At 58.2% G+C, this 17,035-nt stretch carries 15 protein-coding genes and 1 pseudogene; 13 read left to right on the top strand and 3 right to left on the bottom strand.

The genetic code is table 11. From position 1 onward, the window contains the following. Positions 1–94 precede the first annotated feature (94 nt). Both tusA and rlmM read right to left on the bottom strand, forming a co-directional pair. Positions 95–343, bottom strand: a complete 249-nt coding sequence (gene tusA, locus GYN01_RS01700) for a sulfurtransferase TusA (RefSeq protein WP_048365647.1) — start codon at positions 341–343, stop codon at positions 95–97. 14 nt (positions 344–357) lie between these two features. Beyond that, positions 358–1,434 carry a 23S rRNA (cytidine(2498)-2'-O)-methyltransferase RlmM gene (rlmM, locus tag GYN01_RS01705; protein WP_048365646.1) on the bottom strand — a complete coding sequence of 359 codons (1,077 nt, stop codon included), beginning with the start codon at positions 1,432–1,434 and terminating at the stop codon, positions 358–360. A 215-nt stretch (positions 1,435–1,649) separates the two neighbouring features. Here rlmM and acnA point away from each other — a divergent pair, with 215 nt between their 5' ends. From acnA to GYN01_RS01720, 3 genes are all read left to right on the top strand, one after another. Continuing rightward, positions 1,650–4,391 carry an aconitate hydratase AcnA gene (gene acnA, locus GYN01_RS01710; RefSeq protein WP_048399157.1) on the top strand — a complete coding sequence of 914 codons (2,742 nt, stop codon included), beginning with the start codon at positions 1,650–1,652 and terminating at the stop codon, positions 4,389–4,391. A gap of 115 nt (positions 4,392–4,506) precedes the next feature. Continuing rightward, positions 4,507–5,298 (top strand): CPBP family intramembrane glutamic endopeptidase, encoded by a 792-nt coding sequence (locus GYN01_RS01715; RefSeq protein ID WP_048365644.1) that lies wholly within the window; start codon positions 4,507–4,509, stop codon positions 5,296–5,298. A 113-nt stretch (positions 5,299–5,411) separates the two neighbouring features. Further along, on the top strand, positions 5,412–6,977 hold the full coding sequence (locus GYN01_RS01720) for a methyl-accepting chemotaxis protein (RefSeq protein WP_048365643.1): 1,566 nt from the start codon (positions 5,412–5,414) through the stop codon (positions 6,975–6,977). 332 nt (positions 6,978–7,309) lie between these two features. Here GYN01_RS01720 and GYN01_RS01725 read toward each other — a convergent pair whose 3' ends face one another. After that, on the bottom strand, positions 7,310–7,996 hold the full coding sequence (locus tag GYN01_RS01725; protein ID WP_203306503.1) for an alpha/beta family hydrolase: 687 nt from the start codon (positions 7,994–7,996) through the stop codon (positions 7,310–7,312). Positions 7,997–8,069: 73 nt separating this feature from the next. On the opposite strand from GYN01_RS01725, the gene ccoN (GYN01_RS01730) reads away from it, so the two are divergent. From ccoN (GYN01_RS01730) to ccoG, 10 genes and pseudogenes are all read left to right on the top strand, one after another. Continuing rightward, positions 8,070–9,494: a cytochrome-c oxidase, cbb3-type subunit I gene (gene ccoN, locus GYN01_RS01730; RefSeq protein WP_048399153.1), complete on the top strand. Its 1,425-nt coding sequence runs from the start codon at positions 8,070–8,072 to the stop codon at positions 9,492–9,494. 10 nt (positions 9,495–9,504) lie between these two features. Next, complete coding sequence (gene ccoO, locus GYN01_RS01735; RefSeq protein ID WP_048365640.1) at positions 9,505–10,113, top strand: cytochrome-c oxidase, cbb3-type subunit II; 609 nt, start codon at positions 9,505–9,507, stop codon at positions 10,111–10,113. Positions 10,114–10,128: 15 nt separating this feature from the next. Further along, the gene (locus GYN01_RS01740) at positions 10,129–10,320 is read left to right on the top strand and encodes a cbb3-type cytochrome oxidase subunit 3 (RefSeq protein WP_082149327.1); all 192 of its coding nucleotides are present in this window, start codon (positions 10,129–10,131) and stop codon (positions 10,318–10,320) included. Beyond that, positions 10,317–11,255, top strand: a complete 939-nt coding sequence (gene ccoP, locus GYN01_RS01745; RefSeq protein ID WP_048365638.1) for a cytochrome-c oxidase, cbb3-type subunit III — start codon at positions 10,317–10,319, stop codon at positions 11,253–11,255. Before GYN01_RS01740 ends, ccoP (GYN01_RS01745) begins: the two co-directional genes overlap by 4 nt. A 481-nt stretch (positions 11,256–11,736) precedes the next feature. Then, positions 11,737–13,179: a cytochrome-c oxidase, cbb3-type subunit I gene (gene ccoN / locus GYN01_RS01750; protein ID WP_048365637.1), complete on the top strand. Its 1,443-nt coding sequence runs from the start codon at positions 11,737–11,739 to the stop codon at positions 13,177–13,179. After that, complete coding sequence (gene ccoO, locus GYN01_RS01755; RefSeq protein ID WP_048365636.1) at positions 13,179–13,787, top strand: cytochrome-c oxidase, cbb3-type subunit II; 609 nt, start codon at positions 13,179–13,181, stop codon at positions 13,785–13,787. Before ccoN (GYN01_RS01750) ends, ccoO (GYN01_RS01755) begins: the two co-directional genes overlap by 1 nt. A 5-nt stretch (positions 13,788–13,792) precedes the next feature. Next, the gene (locus GYN01_RS01760; RefSeq protein WP_080960189.1) at positions 13,793–13,984 is read left to right on the top strand and encodes a cbb3-type cytochrome oxidase subunit 3; all 192 of its coding nucleotides are present in this window, start codon (positions 13,793–13,795) and stop codon (positions 13,982–13,984) included. Next, positions 13,981–14,958 (top strand): cytochrome-c oxidase, cbb3-type subunit III, encoded by a 978-nt coding sequence (ccoP, locus tag GYN01_RS01765; RefSeq protein WP_048399151.1) that lies wholly within the window; start codon positions 13,981–13,983, stop codon positions 14,956–14,958. Before GYN01_RS01760 ends, ccoP (GYN01_RS01765) begins: the two co-directional genes overlap by 4 nt. 223 nt (positions 14,959–15,181) lie before the next feature. Next, positions 15,182–15,398 (top strand): annotated as a pseudogene (locus GYN01_RS22225) (PIN domain-containing protein); the annotation flags it as partial. A 218-nt stretch (positions 15,399–15,616) separates the two neighbouring features. Further along, a complete protein-coding gene (gene ccoG / locus GYN01_RS01770; protein WP_048365634.1) occupies positions 15,617–17,032 on the top strand; it encodes a cytochrome c oxidase accessory protein CcoG in 1,416 nt (471 codons plus the stop codon). Positions 17,033–17,035 lie beyond the last annotated feature (3 nt).

The raw sequence follows: 17,035 nt of genomic DNA on the forward strand, positions 1-17,035 counted from the left end.
CACACGGTTTGCGTTGCAACCTTGCGCCGCCTGCGTCAGCGACTACGGGGTTTGTCTTGATCCCTGTAGTAGCTGGCGCAGGCGGCGGTCGGTTTTATCCCTGCTTTTTGCGGATCCAGTACAGGTACGTGCCCGCCTCTTCTTTTTGCTCCACCAGTTCGTGATCCAAAAACACACAAAACTTGGGGATGTCGCGTTTTGTCGAAGGGTCGGTGGCGATCACTTTCAACACACCACCCGGCACCAGGTCGCGGATGTGTTGATGCAACATCATCACCGGCTCCGGACAGTTAAGGCCGCTGGCATCCAGCGTGCCGTCAACCGGCAGGTCAGCGCTACTCATCAGTCACTCCTTAATCAACGGGATTTAGGTTTTTTCACGTCCAGTCGACGCAAGTGGCAGGTCACTTCTTCGCGGTCGTGGTACAGCTGCTTGCAGCCAATTTCGACCGTGATGCCACGCGCCTTGAAGCCATCGGCGATGCGATCGAGCAAACGGCGCACTTCGGCATAGCGCTGCTTCATGGGCAACTTGAGGTTGACCACCGCTTCACGGCAGTGACCGTCGCCAATCCACTCTTCGAGCATCGCCGCATTGCGCGCAGGCTTTTCGACGATGTCGCAGACCATCCAGTCCACCGGCTGTTTAGGCTTGAAGGTAAAACCGTCAGCCATCAAATGCTGCACCAGCCCCGTGTCCATCAAGCTCTCGGCCATCGGGCCGTTGTCGATGGCCGTCACCAGCATGCCACGGTTGACCAACTGCCAGGTCCAACCGCCCGGCGCGGCGCCCAGGTCAACCCCGGTCATGTCGCTGTGCAGACGATCGTCCCACTGCTCACGGGGGATGAAGTGGTGCCAGGCTTCTTCAAGCTTCAAGGTCGAGCGACTTGGCGCCTCACGCGGGAACTTCAAGCGCGGGATGCCCATTGGCCACATCGCACTGTTGCCAGACTCGGCCAGCCCAAGGAACAGCTCGCGACCACTTTTAACCGTCAACAGCAAACGCGGTTTGCTGTCATCGTCTTCCACCAGCTTGCCGGCCTTGATCAGCGCCTTGCGCAGGTGAGCGTCAAACTTTTTACAGAAGTTGGACAGCTCTTTGCCGTCATTGGTATCGACCATTTCCAGCCACAGGCTGCCACACACCGCAAAATCGGCCATGTGTTCAAGGATCACACTGATACGGTCGGTTTCGGGCAACTCAATAAATTCACCCCGCGCCCACTGCCGCGGAAAAATCAGTTCGGCGAAACGCAAACCGCGCATCAGGCGTTCAGCGCCGCCCGCTTCGGTGCACACAAATTCGGCGCAGGCACTGGCAGGTTTGGCTTTGGCGTAACCGGACACATTGAGGCGCGCGGCATGCTCGGCGATTTCCGAGCAGACCTCACCTTCAAAACCTGGGCGGCAGTGCATAAAAACGGTGTTCATTGAATCACTCCTGAGCAGCGCGCGAGGATTAGCCCGCTGCACATCCTTGCTTTGGCGCAAGGACTGTCACAAAAAGGCCGGCATGATAACTGAGATTGGAACCTTGAACCTGCATAGACAGTCCAGTTATTAGCCAGTTTGATGAATCAGAGCTAGGTTAGAAGCTCAGTTTGTTCCACACGACCCGTACCGTGCGGGTCTAAAGGAGTCATTTCATGTCCTCCCTCGATAGCCTGAACACCCTCAGTACATTAAAAGTCGACGATAAGACTTATCACTACTTCAGCCTCCCGCTGGCCGCCAAAACACTCGGCGATCTCAGTCGCTTGCCGATGTCACTCAAGGTGCTGCTGGAGAACCTGCTGCGTTGGCAAGACAACAAGACCGTCACTGAAACCGACCTCAAGTCCCTGGCGGCGTGGCTTAAGGAGCGTCGCTCGGATCGCGAAATCCAATATCGCCCGGCACGCGTACTGATGCAGGACTTCACCGGGGTGCCCGCCGTGGTCGATCTGGCGGCCATGCGTGCCGCGATGGCCAAGGCCGGTGGCGACCCGCAGCGCATCAACCCGCTGTCGCCAGTGGACCTGGTGATCGACCACTCCGTGATGGTCGACAAATTTGCCAGCCCCAGCGCCTTTGAACAGAACGTTGACATTGAAATGGAGCGTAACGGCGAACGTTATGCGTTCCTGCGCTGGGGCCAAAACGCGTTCGACAACTTCAGCGTCGTGCCACCGGGCACCGGGATTTGCCATCAGGTGAACCTGGAGTACCTGGGGCGAACGGTCTGGACCAAAGACGAAGACGGCCGTACCTATGCCTTTCCTGACACGCTGGTAGGCACCGATTCCCACACCACCATGATCAACGGCCTGGGCGTACTGGGCTGGGGCGTAGGCGGTATCGAGGCTGAAGCGGCGATGCTCGGCCAACCCGTGTCGATGCTGATCCCGGAAGTCGTGGGCTTCAAGCTCAGTGGCAAACTCAAAGAAGGCATCACTGCCACCGACCTGGTGCTGACGGTGACGCAAATGCTGCGCAGCAAAGGCGTGGTCGGCAAGTTTGTTGAGTTTTATGGCGATGGTCTCGCGGATTTACCGCTGGCCGACCGTGCGACGCTGGCCAACATGGCACCCGAATACGGTGCGACCTGCGGCTTTTTCCCGGTGGATCAAATCACTCTGGACTACCTGCGCCTGTCCGGACGCCCCGACGCCACTGTGAAACTGGTCGAAGCCTATTGCAAGGCGCAGGGCCTGTGGCGTGAACCGGGTCAGGAACCGGTGTTCACCGACACATTGGCGCTGGACATGGCCACCGTCGAGGCCAGCCTGGCCGGGCCGAAACGCCCACAAGACCGCGTTTCGCTGCCCAACGTGGGCCAAGCGTTTAGTGATTTTCTGAGCCTGCAATTCAAACCCACCAATAAAGAAGAAGGCCGTCTGGAAAGTGAAGGCGGTGGCGGTGTCGCCGTGGGCAATGCCGACTTGGTGGGTGAAGCCGATTACGACTGGGAAGGTAAAACCTATCGCCTGAAAAACGGCGCCGTGGTGATTGCTGCGATTACCTCGTGCACCAATACCTCCAACCCGAGCGTGATGATGGCAGCGGGCCTGGTGGCCAAAAAGGCGGTCGAAAAAGGCCTGATGACTCAACCTTGGGTCAAAACCTCCCTCGCACCCGGCTCCAAAGTCGTCACCGACTACTACAAGGCGGCGGGCCTGACGCCTTATCTGGATCAACTGGGTTTTTCGCTGGTGGGTTACGGCTGTACCACCTGTATTGGCAACTCCGGCCCGTTGCCTGAACCCATTGAAAAAGCCATCACCCAAAACGATTTGACCGTGGCCTCTGTGCTGTCCGGCAACCGGAACTTTGAAGGACGGGTTCACCCGCTGGTCAAAACCAACTGGCTGGCCTCCCCGCCGCTGGTGGTTGCTTACGCCCTGGCGGGCAGCGTGCGCACGGACATCAGCAGTGAACCGCTGGGCATTGGCAAAGACGGCCAGCCGGTGTACCTGCGCGATATCTGGCCCAGCCAAAAAGAAATCGCCGACGCCGTGGCTAAGGTCAGTACCGCCATGTTCCACAAGGAATACGCCGAAGTGTTTGCGGGCGATGAGCAATGGCAAGCCATCGAAGTGCCACAGGCGGCCACTTACGTGTGGCAGGCGGACTCGACCTACATTCAGCACCCGCCGTTCTTCGATGACATCAGCGGACCCTTGCCGGTGATCAAGGACGTTGAAGGTGCTCGGGTGCTGGCATTGCTCGGCGATTCGGTGACCACTGACCACATCTCCCCGGCCGGCAATATCAAGGCCGACAGCCCCGCCGGGCATTACCTGCGCGAAAAAGGCGTCGAACCCCGAGACTTCAACTCTTACGGTTCGCGCCGTGGCAACCATGAAGTGATGATGCGCGGCACCTTTGCCAACATCCGCATTCGTAACGAAATGCTTGGCGGTGAAGAAGGCGGCAACACGATTTATATCCCGACCGGCGAAAAGCTGTCGATCTATGATGCGGCCATGCGCTATCAGGCCTCGGGCACGCCGCTGGTGGTGATTGCCGGTCAGGAATATGGCACCGGCTCCAGCCGCGACTGGGCCGCCAAAGGCACCAACCTGCTGGGCGTCAAAGCCGTGATTGCCGAAAGTTTTGAACGTATTCACCGCTCCAATCTGGTGGGCATGGGCGTGTTGCCCTTGCAGTTCAAGCTTGATCAAAATCGCAAAAGCCTGAACCTGACCGGCAAGGAAACCCTGGACATTCTGGGCCTGAGCGGCGCCGAGTTGCAGCCGCGCATGAACCTGACGCTGGTGATTACCCGTGAAAACGGCAACAAAGAGCAGGTTGAGGTGTTGTGCCGCATCGACACCCTCAATGAGGTGGAGTACTTCAAGGCCGGAGGCATTTTGCACTATGTGCTGCGTCAATTAATTGCTTCCTGAAAACCGGAAGGCACTTACGACGTTTTTTGATAAATCCGTCTCAGCGTGATCGTTATAATTGCGCGCCCCGAACATGTGTCGGGGCGTCTTTTTTTCGACCACTCAAAGGATTTTCATGATTGCTCTGCCATGGCCTTATCTGGCACTTCTGACGCTGGGATACGGGTTTGCCTTGAGCTACGGCCAATGGGGTCTGCAAGCTGCGGGCGCAGGCTCATTACTGATCATTAGCGGGCTTGCAGCACTGCAAACCCGGCACCGTTACCTGCGTTATGCAGGGCACGGGCTGTTCGTATTGGTAGCGCTGGCCCTGGCCATGCACTGGCTGCCGGGGTTCCATAATGGCCGCGCCATCGCCCCTCAACGGCTGACCCCTGATGCCGTACCGTTCTCGATGTACCTCAACCTCGACAAACCCCTAATCGGCTTTTGGCTGCTGCTGGTGTGCCCGTGGATTGCCACGCGCCTCAACTGGCGTGCCTCCCTCGGCGCAACCCTGATGGGGCTTGCACTGGCAGTCACCGGCGCACTGGGCGCTGCGCTGTTACTGGGCATGATCAACTGGGCGCCAAAATGGCCGCCTCAAGGCTGGCTGTGGTTATTGAATAACCTGCTGCTGGTCACGCTGGTCGAAGAGGTGTTGTTTCGTGGCTATATACAAGGCGGCCTGAGTCGCTGGCTCAAACAGGTGCCTTATGGGCAAGCACTGGCGCTCTTGATCGCCAGCGCACTATTTGGCCTGGCACATATTGCCGCAGGCTGGCAGTGGATGCTGTTGGCGGGAATCGCGGGTGTCGGCTATGGTTTGGCCTACCGTTTTGGGGGGCTCGGTGCGGCGATCGCCACCCATTTGGGGCTCAACGTGCTGCACTTTGTTTTTTTCACCTACCCGATGCTGATGCCATAGGCGTCAACCGGCCCTCGTAGTGGCGCTATGACAGCGCCCCGCGACTGAAATATTAATTAAACAATTCCCCCCATGGGCCGACACCCTGTCAAAGCCTTGCGGATTGAAACGACATGCGTAATAACCAGCCCATCACTCAACGCGAACGCACATTCCCCGCTCAACAACGGTTGATTTCAACGACCGATGCCAAAGGCGTCATTACCTATTGCAACGACGCCTTTGTCGAGATCAGCGGGTTTTCGCGTGAAGAGCTGATGCGCGCTCCGCACAACCTTGTGCGCCATCCCGACGTGCCGCCTGCGGTCTTCGACCACATGTGGACCACCCTGAAAAAGGGTTTGCCGTGGATGGGCATCGTCAAAAACCGCTGCAAGACGGGCGACCACTACTGGGTTAACGCCTACGTAACGCCGGTGTTCGACGGCGAACGCGTGGTGGGCTACGAGTCGGTACGCGTCAAACCGACCGCCGAACAAGTGCGTCGGGCCGAAGCCCTGTACTCGCGAATCAATCGTGGCAAAGCGGCCATCCCGCAGCGCGACAAGTGGCTGCCGGTCTTGCAAGACTGGCTGCCGTTTATTCTGGTTAGCCAGTTGAGCTTCATGATCGGCGCCCTGCTCACCTCCAGTTGGGGTTTTGCCCTGGCCGCCGTGTTGTCGATTCCGCTGGGCCTGCTGGGCCTGACCTGGCAGCAGCGCGGTATCAAGCGCTTGCTGCGTTTGGCCGAGCAAACCACGTCTGACCCGCTGATCGCGCAGATGTACACCGACAGCCGTGGCCCGCAAGCGCGTCTGGAAATGTCCATTCTGAGCCAGGAAGCGCGCCTCAAAACCTGCCTGACACGCCTGCAAGACACCGCCGAGCACTTGAGCGACCAGGCTCGTCAATCTGACGCGCTGGCGCACCAAAGCTCCACCGGGCTTGAACGTCAACGTATGGAAACCGAGCAAGTGGCCACGGCCGTCAACCAAATGGCGGCGACCACGCAAGAAGTCGCCAGCCACGTACAACGCACCGCTGACGCCACCCAGGAAGCCAATCGCCTGACCCGCCGCGGCCGTGACATTGCCGGTGAAACCCGCGAAGCCATCGAGCGCTTGTCGGTGGTGGTCGGTGAGACCGGTGCCACGGTGACGCAACTGGCCAAAGACAGTGACGAAATCGGCGGCGTCGTCGATGTGATCAAAGGCATTGCCGACCAGACCAACCTGCTGGCGCTGAACGCCGCCATCGAAGCCGCCCGGGCGGGTGAGATGGGCCGTGGCTTTGCGGTGGTCGCCGATGAAGTCCGCCAACTGGCGCAACGCACCAGCACCTCGACCGGGCAAATTCACAGCCTGATCGCCAAGCTGCAACAGACCGCCGCCAGCGCCGTGCAAACCATGGACGCCGGGCACCGTCAGGCTGAAGAAGGCGTGGCGCGGGTACTGGAAGCTGACGAGGCGTTAGTGGGCATTAGCGAAGCCGTGGCCAACATCACCGACATGACCACGCAAATCGCGGCCGCGACCGAAGAACAAAGTTCGGTCGCCGAAGAGATCAGCCGCAACATCAGCACCATTGCTGACCTGGCTGACCAAACCTCCGATCAGGCCCAACGCTCGGCACAACTGAGTGAAGAACTGACCCAGACCGTCAATGTGCAGTATTCGTTGGTGGAGCGGTTTAACCGCTGATCCTGAGACCGCTCGTCAGGCACTGCGCAGGCGTCGGTTTTACGATTGCTGCGCAACCGAACGCAGCCTCGCATGACTCGTCAACGACTACACGTTTTGCGTTCACAGCGCTCGAGCGCCTGCGCATGATTTATCGCTCTTGTAGCCGCTGCCGCAGGCTGCGCTCGGCGGCGTAGCCGTCGCAAGCCCTTCACCCCCGAGTGTCAGACACTGCGCAGTGGTCGGTTTTACGATTGCTGCGCAACCGGACGCAGCCTCGCACTATTCGTCAGCGACTACAGGTTTTGCGTTCACATCGTTCGAGCGCCTACGCATGATTTATTGCTGTTGTATCAAATATGGCTGCGCAACCAGCTCGCAATATGATCCGCAGCCGCATCCAGGTGCTGCTCATGGGTGAAGCCCGAGGCCTTGAGCGGCTTGAGGTCGTGATCGCCCGCCACCAACCACATCACGTCAATGCGCGGTGACAGTGTGTAAGCCTCCACGGCTTCACGGTTGCCCAACGCATCCCGTTCACCCTGCACGATCAACGTCGGGGTGTTTATATCGGCCAGATGCGCCACACGAGGCTTCTCGGGTTTACCCACGGCATAGAACGGATAGCCCAAACACACCAAGCCATCTGCGTGTAGCGCATCCGCCAGCAAACTGGCCATGCGCCCACCCATGGATTTGCCGCCAATGGCCAATGGCCCAGCGACATGCCGTCGCACCTCTTCATACACCTCGCTCCAGCACTCAAGCAGTTTGACCTGCTGATTGGGAGGCCTTTTGCCACCATCAAGCCTGCGCTGAGCCATGTACGGGAACTCGAAGCGCAGGACGCTGACCCCGCGAGCAGCAAGGCGTTCAGCCATTTCGCTCATCCACACGCTGTCCATCGGCGCGCCTGCGCCATGCGCCAGGATCAAGGTCGCAGCAGGGGTGATGGGTGCGCAGTTCCACAGCCAACCTCGCTGCTGCACGCGCTGCGCCCATTGATCCTTGTCAATACCGACATCACCCGCTACGCCCATGCTTGCCTCGCTTTTAGTCTGCTTATAACTCCAGGCGCGCGTTTGTACGCGCCTGATCCGTGGATGGGGAACCATGAACACTTCTACAAGTACCGCCTACAACTACAAGGTGGTCCGCCAATTTGCCATTATGACGGTGGTTTGGGGCATCGTCGGTATGGGGCTCGGCGTTTTTCTCGCCGCGCAGTTGGTCTGGCCAGAACTTAACTTCAATCTGCCTTGGACAAGTTTCGGGCGCCTGCGCCCTCTGCACACCAACGCCGTGATCTTCGCTTTCGGCGGCTGCGCACTGTTCGCATCGTCGTTCTACTCGGTGCAACGCACCTGCCAGGCGACCCTGTTCGCACCTAAAATCGCCGCGTTCACCTTTTGGGGTTGGCAGTTGGTGATTTTGCTGGCCGCGATCAGCCTGCCGCTCGGTTACACCAGTTCCAAGGAATACGCCGAGCTGGAATGGCCGATCGACATTCTGATCACCATCGTCTGGGTCGCCTATGCCATCGTGTTCTTCGGCACGATCATGAAGCGCAAGACCAAGCACATCTACGTGGGCAACTGGTTCTTCGGCGCGTTTATCGTGACCGTGGCGATTTTGCACATCGTTAACAACCTGGAAATCCCGGTCAGCTTCACCAAGTCCTACTCACTTTACGGTGGCGCCACTGACGCCATGGTGCAGTGGTGGTACGGCCACAACGCCGTAGGCTTTTTCCTGACTGCTGGCTTCCTGGGGATGATGTACTACTTCGTGCCGAAACAGGCCGAACGTCCGATCTACTCCTATCGCCTGTCTATCGTGCACTTCTGGGCGCTGATCACTCTCTATATCTGGGCCGGTCCGCACCACTTGCACTACACCGCACTGCCGGACTGGGCACAGTCGCTGGGGATGGTGATGTCACTGATTCTGCTGGCACCGAGCTGGGGCGGCATGATCAACGGCATGATGACCCTGTCGGGCGCCTGGCATAAGTTACGCAGCGACCCGATCCTGCGCTTTTTGGTGGTGTCACTGGCGTTCTACGGCATGTCGACCTTCGAAGGCCCGATGATGGCAATCAAGACCGTCAACGCCCTCTCCCACTACACCGACTGGACCATTGGTCACGTACACGCCGGTGCGCTGGGCTGGGTAGCGATGATTTCGATTGGCGCCCTGTACCACATGATCCCGAAAATTTTCGGCCGCCCGCAGATGTACAGCCTGGGCTTGATCAACGCGCACTTCTGGCTGGCAACCATCGGCACCGTGCTGTACATCGCCTCGATGTGGGTCAACGGCATCGCTCAAGGCCTGATGTGGCGCGCAGTCAACGAAGACGGCACGCTGACTTACTCCTTCGTCGAAACCCTGGTGGCCAGCCACCCTGGCTTTGTGGTGCGACTGATCGGTGGGGCAATTTTCCTCAGCGGCATGTTGCTGATGGCTTACAACACTTGGCGCACCGTGCGTAACGCCGAGCCCGCTGAAGTCGTAGCCGCCGCGCAGATGGCCTGAGGAGTTCGCCATGAAACATGAAGTCGTAGAGAAGAACATCGGCCTGATGCTGTTGCTGATGATTCTGTGTGTGAGTGTGGGCGGTCTGACGCAGATCGTGCCGCTGTTCTTTGAAGACGTGACCAACACCCCAGTGGAGGGCATGAAGCCTTACACCGCACTGCAACTGGAAGGGCGTGACATCTATATCCGCGAAGGCTGCGTGCAGTGTCACTCGCAGATGATTCGTCCATTCCGTGCCGAAACCGAGCGTTATGGTCACTACTCGGTTGCCGGTGAAAGTGTCTGGGATCACCCGTTCCTGTGGGGTTCCAAGCGTACAGGCCCCGACCTTGCCCGCGTTGGCGGTCGTTACTCGGATGACTGGCACCGCGCGCACTTGTACAACCCGCGCAACGTAGTGCCTGAGTCGAAAATGCCCGCCTACCCTTGGTTGGTGGCCACGCCGGTAGACGACAGCCACACCCGCAAGAAGCTTGAAGTCATGCGCATGATGGGCGTGCCGTACACCGACGAAGACATCGCCGCAGCCAAGGACTCAGTCAAGGGCAAGACCGAAATGGACGCGTTGGTGGCTTACTTGCAGGGCCTGGGCACTGCCATCAAGAGCAAGAGGTGAGCCATGGTTTTGGAGATGAGTAGTGGAATGATTCGCGGCCTGGGCACTGTCGTCGTGGCCGTGGCGTTTATCGGCCTGGCGTTGTGGGTGTTCAGCCCGCGGCGCAAGTCCGAATTCGAAGACGCGACCTTACTGCCATTCAAGGACGATCCAGAAGCCATCAAACACGTCGAGCAAGAACAAGCGTCTAGGAGTAACAACGCATGACCACCTTCTGGAGTATCTATATCTGCGTGCTGACCATCGGCACGCTGATCGGCCTGACTTGGCTGCTGGTTGGTACGCGCAAGGGTGAAACCAAGAGCGAAACCGTCGAGACCATGGGGCACGCCTTTGATGGCATCGAGGAATACGACAACCCGCTGCCGCAGTGGTGGTTCATGTTGTTCGTCGCCACCCTGGTGTTTGGCGTGGGTTATCTGATCCTCTACCCCGGTCTGGGCAACTGGAAGGGCCTGCTGCCGGGTTATGAGGATGGCTGGACCGGGGTCAACGAATGGCAAAAAGAGATGGACAAGGCAGACGCCAAGTTCGGGCCTATTTTCGCCAAGTACGCCGCCATGCCTGTAGAGCAAGTGGCTCAGGACCCTAAAGCGCTGAAAATGGGCGGACGCCTGTTTGCCTCAAACTGCTCGGTGTGCCACGGCTCGGATGCCAAGGGTGCCTTCGGCTTCCCCAACCTCGCTGATAACTCATGGCGCTGGGGCGGCGATGCCGACACCATCAAGGCCACGATCATGGGCGGACGCATGGCAGCCATGCCTGCGTGGGGTGAAGTGCTGGGTGAAGACGGGGTCAAGAACGTAGCGGCTTATGTACGTCACGACCTGGCTGGCCTGCCACTGCCGCAAGGTACTGCGGTCGATCTGGCCGCAGGCAAGCAAGCGTTCGACACCACTTGCGTGGCGTGCCACGGCGCAACGGGCAAAGGCACACCGATCATGGGTGCACCTGACCTGACGCAACCGGCCGCGTTCATCTATGGCACCAGCCTGGCGCAATTGCAGCAAACCATTCGTCACGGTCGTCAGGGCCACATGCCTGCGCAAAACGAATTGTTGGGCAATGACAAAGTGCAACTGCTGGCGGCATACGTGTTCAGCTTGTCGCACGGTAAGCAAGAGGAGAAATCAGCGGAATAATTTCCGGACATTTCCTGCCGCATCATTTTGGTGCGGCAGTTCCCGCCCCAAAGCGCGACCAAGTGTCGCACCCCTCCCCCCCTCCCTCATTGCTCTCTCGCCATTCGGGACTAAGCTCTTAGTTCTGGGATTCGGCCTACGCCGTATTCAGGTCAAGTGAAAAAAATCGGTCAGTTGAAGGGCAGTGATACGGGCCACACTGGTGGGTTTATACCGGCTGTCATCGATTGCGGTCTTCGCCATGATGTCGCCGTGCCTTATCCCCACCCGGTTTTAACCGCCACCTTCCCCTTCGCCTGCGTGCGCCACACACTAAATTTTCGCGGTCGAATTTGACCCTACGATACGTGTGGAAAGGGCGCAGAATCAGCGTTGGAAAGCATTGACCGAGGTCATGCTGCGTTGCAATAACCCTACGCTTTATACATACTTGCGCCCGATTTTTACTCCTAATAAAACACCTAAACCGTGGAACCTTAGAATGAGCACAGCAATCAGTCCGACTGCTTATAACTATAAGGTAGTCCGCCAGTTCGCCATCATGACGGTGGTCTGGGGGATCCTTGGCATGGGGCTCGGGGTTTTCATCGCTTCACAACTTGTGTGGCCTGAATTAAACCTTGGCCTTGAGTGGACGACCTTCGGCCGTCTACGTCCTTTGCACACCAACCTGGTGATTTTCGCCTTCGGCGGTTGTGCATTGTTCGCCACCTCTTATTACGTCGTGCAGCGCACCTGCCAAACGCGCCTGATCTCCGACACCCTCGCGGCCTTCACCTTCTGGGGCTGGCAAGCGGTGATTGTCGGTGCCTTGATCACGCTGCCGCTGGGCTACACCACGACCAAAGAATACGCAGAGCTGGAATGGCCTTTGGCTATCCTGCTGGCCATCGTCTGGGTGGTCTACGGCATTGTGTTCTTCGGCACGATTACCAAGCGCAAAACCAAGCACATTTATGTGGGCAACTGGTTTTACGGTGCATTCATTGTCGTCACGGCCATGCTGCATATCGTTAACCACGCTTCCTTGCCTGTGAGTCTTTTCAAGTCCTACTCGGCGTACGCCGGTGCGACTGACGCCATGATTCAGTGGTGGTATGGCCACAACGCCGTAGGTTTCTTCCTGACCACCGGCTTCCTGGGGATGATGTACTACTTCGTACCCAAGCAAGCTGAACGTCCGATCTACTCGTATCGTTTGTCGATCGTGCACTTCTGGGCGCTGATTACCCTGTACATCTGGGCCGGTCCTCACCACTTGCACTACACCGCACTGCCAGACTGGGCACAGTCGCTGGGCATGGCGATGTCGATCATCCTGCTGGCACCCAGCTGGGGCGGCATGATCAACGGCATGATGACCCTATCGGGCGCCTGGCATAAGCTGCGCACCGACCCGATCCTGCGCTTCCTCGTGGTATCACTGGCGTTCTACGGCATGTCGACCTTCGAAGGTCCGATGATGGCCATCAAGACCGTCAACTCGCTGTCGCACTACACCGACTGGACCATCGGCCACGTTCACGCTGGCGCGCTGGGCTGGGTAGCGATGATTTCGATTGGCGCCCTGTACCACATGATTCCTCGCCTCTACGGGCAGAAAGCGATGTTCAGCACCAGCCTGATCAACACGCACTTCTGGCTCGCGACCATCGGCACCGTGCTGTACATCGCCTCGATGTGGGTCAACGGCATCACCCAGGGCCTGATGTGGCGCGCCATCAACGACGACGGCACGCTGACCTACTCGTTCGTCGAAGCGCTGCAAGCCAGCCACCCTGGCTTTATCGTTCGCGCCATCGGCGGGGCTTTCTTCGCCAGCGGCATGCTGTTCATGGCCTATAACGTGTTCCGCACCGTACGCGCCTCGAACCCGGTAGAAGCTGAAGCAGCGACCAAGATCGCTGTAGTTGGAGCCCACTGATGAAGCACGAAACAGTCGAGAAGAATATTGGCCTGATGGCCTTCTTCATGGTCATCGCCGTCAGTATTGGCGGCCTGACCCAAATCGTTCCGCTGTTCTTCCAGGACGTGACCAACACGCCCGTCGAAGGCATGAAGCCGCGCCCTGCCCTCGAGCTTGAAGGCCGTGACATCTACATCGCCAACGGCTGCGTTCAGTGCCACTCGCAGATGATTCGCCCGTTCCGTGCCGAAACCGAACGCTATGGCCACTACTCGGTAGCCGGTGAAAGCGTGTGGGACCACCCGTTCCTGTGGGGTTCCAAACGTACCGGCCCGGACTTGGCCCGTGTCGGCGGTCGTTACTCGGATGACTGGCAGCGTGCTCACCTGTACAACCCGCGCAACGTGGTGCCCGAGTCAGTCATGCCAGCCTACCCGTTCCTCGTTGAACGCAAGCTGGACGGCAAGGACACCGCGAAAAAAATGGAAGTCTTGCGCACGCTCGGCGTCCCTTACACCGACGAAGACATCGCCGGCGCCAAGGATGCAGTGAAGGGCAAAACCGAAATGGACGCACTGGTGGCTTACCTCCAGGGCTTGGGCACCATCATCAAAAGCAAACGGTGATCTAGATGGATATCGGGATGATTCGTGGCCTGGGCACTGTCGTCGTGATGGTGGCTTTTATCGGTTTGGCGCTGTGGGTGTTCAGCCCGCGACGCAAGTCAGAATTTGAAGACGCAACCTTATTGCCGTTCAAGGATGATCCCGAAGCCATCAAGCACGTCGAGCAAGAGCAAGCTTCTAGGAGTAACAAAGAATGACTACGTTCTGGAGTCTGTACGTCACAGTCCTCACTCTGGGTACCATCTTCGCCTTGACCTGGTTGTTGCTGGCCACCCGAAAGGGCCAACGCAGCGAGCAGACTGACGAGACAGTTGGGCACTCTTACGACGGGATTGAGGAGTACGACAACCCGATGCCGAAATGGTGGTTCATGTTGTTTGTGGGCACCGTGATTTTTGCCTTGGGCTACCTGGTACTTTACCCGGGGCTGGGTAACTGGAAAGGCCTGCTGCCGGGCTACCAGCACTTGGACACGCAAAAGGAAACACCGTTTGCCAATGGCCAGACGGGCTGGACCGGTGTTCACGAGTGGGAAAAGGAAATGGCCAAGGCGGACGCCAAGTTTGGTCCGATCTTCGCCAAATTCGCTGCCATGCCCATTGAAGAAGTTGCTAAAGATCCGCAAGCGCTGAAGATGGGTGGCCGCCTGTTCGCCTCCAACTGCTCGGTGTGCCACGGTTCTGACGCTAAAGGCGCTTATGGCTTCCCCAACCTGACCGACGCCGACTGGCGCTGGGGCGGTAGTCCGGAAGAAATCAAGACTACGATCATGGGCGGCCGTCATGCGGTCATGCCAGGCTGGTCTGAAGTCATTGGTGAACAAGGTGTCAGCGACGTAGCCGCTTACGTACTGACCCAACTGGATGGCCGTAAACTGCCAGAAAGCGCCAAAGCCGACCCGGCCAAAGGCAAGGAACTGTTTGCCACCAACTGCGCCGTGTGTCACGGCCCGGATGGCAAGGGCAATCCACTGATGGGTGCACCCAACCTGACTCATCCGGGCGCGTTCATTTATGGTTCCAGCTTTGCGCAATTGCAGCAGACCATCCGTTACGGCCGTCAGGGCCAGATGCCTGCTCAAGCCGACCTGCAAGGGAACGATAAGGTTCACCTGCTGGCCGCTTACGTTTACAGCTTGTCCCACGGTGAAGACGCCAAGGCAGCTGAATAACGCAGCCGTTTAAAGCCTGAAAAAAACAGCCCCGCCAGCGATAGTTGGCGGGGCTGTTTTGTTTCAATTGCGTGTTTAAGATTGCCGGGCACAAATCGCTGTAGCAACGTTTCTGCATTCGTTTGTTGCCAGTTTGCCCCATGACTATCACCCGCACTGTCGATCTGCTTGTAATGCCTGATGCAACAGCGGTTGAATGTGAACCTGAACGCGCAGCCATCACCCCGCGCCCTGTGGACCTTTAATGTTTCTATTTGACACCCATGTAGTCCCAGCCTTCGCCGGCCACGTGCTGTCCATTGACGCCAGTGTTGCCAAGCGCTGCGCCCGCTTGCATGGGCCCGACCACTGCACGGGTACACGGCATGACCGTCGTAACCCGCAACGCCAAAGACTATACCTTCAGTGGTGCCCCGGTTTTGAACCCTTGGGAAGCTTGATTCAGAGCACTGGCGCATCCCAGCCCAGCACTGAAGTCAATTGATCTGTGTCACGACTTGTTACAACTGCTATACCAACTTGCTGTTTTTCGGAACGCGACCAAAGGTCGCACCCTTGAGCTAGAGTCACAGGCGTATCATTACGCCACTGCAACACCTTCTGACTGCGGCCGGCACGTACTGGTCGTGGCATTTTTCCACTGCCGTGGGACGCACTAATGAGCAATCAGATTCCTGTACACGACGTTACGCCACCTGCCAAGAAGGCACCTGAAAGCGTCAACCTCTACGCAGCACGGGAAAAAATCTACACCCGCGCATTCACCGGTCTGTTTCGCAACCTGCGAATGGTGGGCGGCGCCGGGCTTTTTCTGTTGTATTTCGGCACCGTCTGGCTCAACTGGGGCGGCCATCAGGCCGTCTGGTGGAACCTGCCAGAGCGTAAATTCTTTATTTTTGGCGCGACCTTCTGGCCACAGGATTTCATCCTGCTGTCGGGCTTGCTGATCGTCGCCGCCTTTGGCCTGTTCTTCATTACCGTGTACGCAGGACGCGTGTGGTGCGGCTACACCTGCCCGCAAAGCGTCTGGACCTGGGTGTACATGTGGTGCGAAAAAGTCACCGAGGGCGACCGCAACCAGCGCATCAAGCTCGACAAGGCGCCGATGAGCGCCAACAAATTTTTGCGTAAATTCAGCAAGCACAGCCTGTGGTTGCTCATCGGTTTTGTGACCGGCATGACCTTTGTCGGCTACTTCTCACCCATCCGCGAACTGGTGATCGACTTCTTCACTGGCCAGGCCGATGGCTGGGCCTATTTCTGGGTCGGCTTTTTCACCCTCGCCACCTACGGCAACGCGGGTTGGCTGCGCGAGCAAGTGTGTATTTACATGTGCCCGTATGCGCGCTTCCAGAGCGTGATGTTCGACAAAGACACGCTTATCGTTTCATACGACCCGCGTCGCGGCGAAGTGCGTGGCCCGCGCAAAAAGGATGCGGACTATAAAGCCATGGGGCTGGGCGACTGCATCGATTGCACCATGTGCGTGCAGGTCTGCCCGACCGGTATCGACATCCGTGACGGCTTGCAGATCGAATGCATCGGCTGCGCCGCCTGTATCGATGCCTGCGACAGCATCATGGACAAGATGAACTACCCGCGTGGCCTCATCAGCTACACCACCGAGCACAACCTCTCCGGCCAGAAGACCCATAAATTGCGGCCACGACTGATTGGCTATGCACTGGTGCTGCTGACCATGATGGGCCTGTTGGCAGCCGCGTTCTTCACTCGCAGCCTGGTGGGCTTCGATGTCAGCAAAGACCGCGTGCTGTACCGCGAGAACGCTGAAGGACGGATCGAAAACGTTTACAGCCTGAAAATCATGAACAAGGACCAACACGACCACACGTATGTGCTGGAGGCCGCCGGTCTGCCTGACCTCAAGCTGCAAGGCAAACGCGAGATCAAGGTCGCCGCGGGCGATATCGTCAGCTTGCCGGTTGAACTGTCGATTGCACCCGAAGCGCTACCGTCCAGCACCAACGAAGTGTTCTTCATCCTCAAAGATGCAGACAACAGCGACATTAACGTTAAAGCCAAGAGCCGCTTCATCGGCCCACAAATCAGATAAGAG

This window comes from Pseudomonas weihenstephanensis, from assembly GCF_016812185.1.
Lineage (GTDB): Bacteria > Pseudomonadota > Gammaproteobacteria > Pseudomonadales > Pseudomonadaceae > Aquipseudomonas > Aquipseudomonas weihenstephanensis.

Bases quoted from the DNA above. Each gene is read 5' to 3' on its own strand.
- tusA (WP_048365647.1), bottom strand. From the start codon at position 343: ATGAGTAGCGCTGACCTGCCGGTTGACGGCACGCTGGATGCCAGCGGC.
- rlmM (WP_048365646.1), bottom strand. From the start codon at position 1,434: ATGAACACCGTTTTTATGCACTGCCGCCCAGGTTTTGAAGGTGAGGTC.
- acnA (WP_048399157.1), top strand. From the start codon at position 1,650: ATGTCCTCCCTCGATAGCCTGAACACCCTCAGTACATTAAAAGTCGAC.
- GYN01_RS01715 (WP_048365644.1), top strand. From the start codon at position 4,507: ATGATTGCTCTGCCATGGCCTTATCTGGCACTTCTGACGCTGGGATAC.
- GYN01_RS01720 (WP_048365643.1), top strand. From the start codon at position 5,412: ATGCGTAATAACCAGCCCATCACTCAACGCGAACGCACATTCCCCGCT.
- GYN01_RS01725 (WP_203306503.1), bottom strand. From the start codon at position 7,996: ATGGGCGTAGCGGGTGATGTCGGTATTGACAAGGATCAATGGGCGCAG.
- ccoN (WP_048399153.1), top strand. From the start codon at position 8,070: ATGAACACTTCTACAAGTACCGCCTACAACTACAAGGTGGTCCGCCAA.
- ccoO (WP_048365640.1), top strand. From the start codon at position 9,505: ATGAAACATGAAGTCGTAGAGAAGAACATCGGCCTGATGCTGTTGCTG.
- GYN01_RS01740 (WP_082149327.1), top strand. From the start codon at position 10,129: ATGAGTAGTGGAATGATTCGCGGCCTGGGCACTGTCGTCGTGGCCGTG.
- ccoP (WP_048365638.1), top strand. From the start codon at position 10,317: ATGACCACCTTCTGGAGTATCTATATCTGCGTGCTGACCATCGGCACG.
- ccoN (WP_048365637.1), top strand. From the start codon at position 11,737: ATGAGCACAGCAATCAGTCCGACTGCTTATAACTATAAGGTAGTCCGC.
- ccoO (WP_048365636.1), top strand. From the start codon at position 13,179: ATGAAGCACGAAACAGTCGAGAAGAATATTGGCCTGATGGCCTTCTTC.
- GYN01_RS01760 (WP_080960189.1), top strand. From the start codon at position 13,793: ATGGATATCGGGATGATTCGTGGCCTGGGCACTGTCGTCGTGATGGTG.
- ccoP (WP_048399151.1), top strand. From the start codon at position 13,981: ATGACTACGTTCTGGAGTCTGTACGTCACAGTCCTCACTCTGGGTACC.
- ccoG (WP_048365634.1), top strand. From the start codon at position 15,617: ATGAGCAATCAGATTCCTGTACACGACGTTACGCCACCTGCCAAGAAG.